This window comes from Streptomyces sp. SM1, from assembly GCF_002910825.1.
Classification (GTDB): Bacteria; Actinomycetota; Actinomycetes; order Streptomycetales; family Streptomycetaceae; genus Streptomyces; species Streptomyces okerensis.
In genome coordinates, this window is record NZ_NEUB01000949.1 from 1 (window position 1) to 2,771 (window position 2,771).

The window sequence follows — 2,771 nt, forward strand, 5'->3', positions numbered from 1 at the left end:
GTCCTACCTTTCAAGACGTGGGTCTGATCCGGTCATTCGTAGGATCGGAGGGCCCAGGGGTTCTGGGTATGGCTGCATGGTGGGCGCCGTTTGGATGGCTCAAAGGACTTGGCCGCCCGGAGCCCCGCGACGACTCGACCGCCAATTGGGAGACGCGACTCGATCGCTGCTGTAGGACAACGTCGGCGAGGTCGTCTGCGGGATCGATGTGACGACGAGCTGGCGGAGGGAACGTGCCCGAGATCTGGGCCGGAGTGGACATCGGCAAGACGCATCACCACTGCGTGGTGATCAACGCGGACGGCGAGCGGCTGCTGTCCCGCCGGGTCCTGAACGACGAGACCGAGCTGCTTCAGCTCATCGGCGACGTCCTGGAGATATCCACCGACGTGCTGTGGGCCGTCGACCTCAACCACGGCGGGGCCGCCCTGCTGATCGGCCTGCTGCTCAGCCACGGCCAGCCGATGGCCTACCTCACCGGCCTCGCGGTCCACCGAGCATCGGCCACCTACAAAGGCGAGGGCAAGACTGACGCGAAGGACGCCTTCGTCATCGCCGACCAGGCCCGCGTCCGACGTGATCTCGGCCTGCTGAGGCCCGGCGACGAGATCGCCATTGACCTGCGCACGCTCACTACCCGGCGCCTGGACGTGGTCTTCGACCGCACCCGGCAGATCAACCGTCTCCGCGCTCAACTGCTGGAGATCTTCCCCGCGTTGGAACGCTCGCTTGAGCTGACCAACAAAGGGCCGGTGATGTTGCTGACCGGCTACCAGACCCCGGCCGCGATCCGCCGCGCCGGCGCGAAGCGGATCGAGACCTGGCTGAAGAACCGCAAGGTCCGCGGCGCCGCCGCACTTGCGAAAACGGCTGTGGAGGCTGCCCAGGCGCAGCTGACGGCCCTGCCTGGCGAGACGCTGGCCGCCGCCATGGTGGTCCGCCTCGCGAAGGGGGTGATGTCCCTCGATGAGGAGATCGCCGAGCTCGACGCCCTGATCGAGGCCAAGTTTCGCGAGCATCCGCACGCTGAGGTGATCCGCAGTCTGCCCGGCATGGGCCCCAAGCTCGGTGCCGAGTTCATCGCCGCGACCGGCGGTGACATGGACGCCTTCGGCAGCGCCGATCGGCTGGCCGGCTTCGCCGGCCTGGCGCCCAGGCCACGCGACTCCGGCCGCGTCAGCGGCAACCTGCGCAGACCCAGGCGTTACCACCGTGGACTGCTGCGGAGCATGTACCTGTCGGCGATGGTCAGCACTACCACCTGTCCCGCCTCGAAGGCGTACTACCAGCGCAAGAGGAGCGAGGGGAAAGGACACAAGCAGGCTCTGCTGGCCCTCGCCCGCCGACGCCTCAATGTCCTGTGGGCGATGATCCGTGACGGACAGTGCTACCAAGGTTCACCTCCCGTCACGGCGGCGGCTTGACTTCATGATTGGGAAGTCCTTTTCGCTTGCGTGGAGAGGGCACGGCAGGACCCTGGGAGTTCTGAGTGCCGTGGCCGGGGTGGTGTGAGGCGGGGCGGTGTGGGGTGTGGCGTCTGTGTTTCCCCGGCCACGGGTGCCGAAATACGGTGCGGTCAGAGGCTGGTGAGATCCGCCGGGATCCGCGCCTCGCAGCCGTCCCGCAGGACGGTGCCCTCGATCAGGCCGTAGGGACGGTCGGCGGCGACGTACACGGCGCCGTCGGCGGTGTCGTTCTTCAGCCCGAACGGCTCCAGGTCCACCAGGAAGTGGTGGCTGTTGGGGAGGGAGAAGCGCACCTCGTCCACCTCGCCGCGGTGGTCGATGATCCGCGCGCCCATCTGGTAGAGCGTCTGCTGCAGCGAGAGGGAGTAGGTCTCGGCGAATGCCTGCAGCAGGTGCTTCCTGACCTCCCCGTAGGACGCCTCCCAGTCCGGCATCCGCTCCGCGTCACCGGTCCAGTTGAACCGCCAGCGGGCGGAGACCGAGGTGGCGAGGATACGGTCGTAGGCCTCCTTGAGCGTCGTGTACTTGTCCTTGACGTACCCCCAGAACTCGGAGTCGGTGGAGTTCAGCACCGTCAGGTCCTTCAGGCCGGAGACGACCTCCCACGTCTCACCGTCGTAGGTGACCTGGGTCAGCCGGGTCTCCTGGCCCTTACGGACGAAGGAGTGCTCGCCCTCACGTCCGTCGGAGGTCGCCATGCGCTCCCAGTCGTACTCCTCGATGCGGATGCGTGCCCGGTGGATGGGCCGCTGCGAGGTGACGAAGTGACGGGCGAGGTGGATGCCGAACTGTTCGGCCGACTCGACGCCGTGCTCCTTGGCGAAGGCGAACACCGTGTTCTTGGTGGTGTCGGTCGGCAGGACGTTCGCGTTCGATCCGGAGTAGTGGACCTCCTCCATGTCGCCGGAGAGGGCGACGGAGACGTTGAGGTCCTTGATGTGGTGGGTGGCGCCGTCCCGCGTGATCTTTACGACCCGGTTCTCGGCCTTGCCGTACTGGTTCTGTCCCAGGATCGTGGGCATGGTGTGCTAGCTCCCTCGGTAAACGGAGTAGCCGAACGGGTTGAGCAGCAGCGGTACGTGGTAGTGCTCGCCCGGCACGACGGCGAACGTGACCGTCACCTCCGGGAAGAACACTCCGGCGCCGCTGTCCCGGTGCGCGGGGGCGTCCTGCTGCGTCTCGGCTCGCTGCTTCGCGTCCTTCTCCTCGGAGTACGGCTCCACGGCGAAGCCGAGCCGTACGTGGGTGGTGCCCTCCGGCAGGGCCGGCAGGTCCTTGCACCGCCCGTCCGCGTCGGTCGCGGAG

The 2,771-nt window shown here is 67.3% G+C and carries 3 protein-coding genes; 1 reads left to right on the top strand and 2 read right to left on the bottom strand.

Annotated elements, in window-relative coordinates:
- Positions 1-233: 233 nt before the first annotated feature.
- Positions 234-1,424, top strand: coding sequence for an IS110 family transposase (locus B9S61_RS33115; RefSeq protein WP_103543576.1), 1,191 nt, complete (start codon positions 234-236; stop codon positions 1,422-1,424).
- A gap of 152 nt (positions 1,425-1,576) precedes the next feature.
- Here B9S61_RS33115 and pucL read toward each other — a convergent pair whose 3' ends face one another.
- Both pucL and B9S61_RS33125 read right to left on the bottom strand, forming a co-directional pair.
- A complete protein-coding gene (gene pucL, locus B9S61_RS33120; protein WP_103545486.1) occupies positions 1,577-2,488 on the bottom strand; it encodes a factor-independent urate hydroxylase in 912 nt (303 codons plus the stop codon).
- Between the two features lie 6 nt (positions 2,489-2,494).
- Positions 2,495-2,771 (bottom strand): hydroxyisourate hydrolase (locus tag B9S61_RS33125; protein WP_258039990.1); only part of this gene is annotated, 277 nt, incomplete at its 5' end.

Coding starts and splice junctions, on each gene's coding strand:
- pucL (WP_103545486.1), bottom strand. CDS start 2,488: ATGCCCACGATCCTGGGACAGAACCAGTACGGCAAGGCCGAGAACCGG.